This is a genomic window from Pseudomonas sp. UBA3153, assembly GCF_002364635.1.
Lineage (GTDB): Bacteria > Pseudomonadota > Gammaproteobacteria > Pseudomonadales > Pseudomonadaceae > Pseudomonas_O > Pseudomonas_O kuykendallii.
The window spans coordinates 1-425 of sequence record NZ_DEYR01000023.1 but is presented as its reverse complement, the minus strand read 5'-3'; the positions used below and the strand labels follow the sequence as shown (position 1 = coordinate 425).

At 73.6% G+C, this 425-nt stretch carries 1 pseudogene; it reads left to right on the top strand.

Going from position 1 to position 425, the window contains the following annotated elements:
- Nucleotides 1-425, top strand: a pseudogene (locus B2X67_RS04965) (1-aminocyclopropane-1-carboxylate deaminase); the annotation flags it as partial.

Here is a 425-nt window from a genome sequence, read left to right as displayed (position 1 = left end):
GCCTCGGCGGCGCGCATTCCAATCACCTGCATGCGCTGGCCGCCGCCGGCCGGCGCTTCGGCTTTCCCTGCGTCGGCCTGATGCGCGGCGAGCCGCAGGACACGCCGACCGCGCGCGACCTCATCGATCTCGGCATGCAAGTGCACTGGCTAGGCTACGGCGGCTATCGCGCCCGTCATCGGGCAGATTTCTGGGAACCCTGGCAGGCGCGTTATCCCGATCTGCAGCCGGTGCCCGAAGGCGGCGGCGGGTTGCCCGGCGCGCGCGGCTGCATCGAGCTGGTCGTCATGGCGCGGCGGCAACTCGCTGCGCTCGGCTGGAGTGACTACGACGGCTGGTGGCTGGCCGCCGGCACCGGGACCACGCTGGCCGGGCTGGTGCTCGGCGAGGCGGGTGAGCGCCCGGTGCACGGCGCGCTGGCGGTG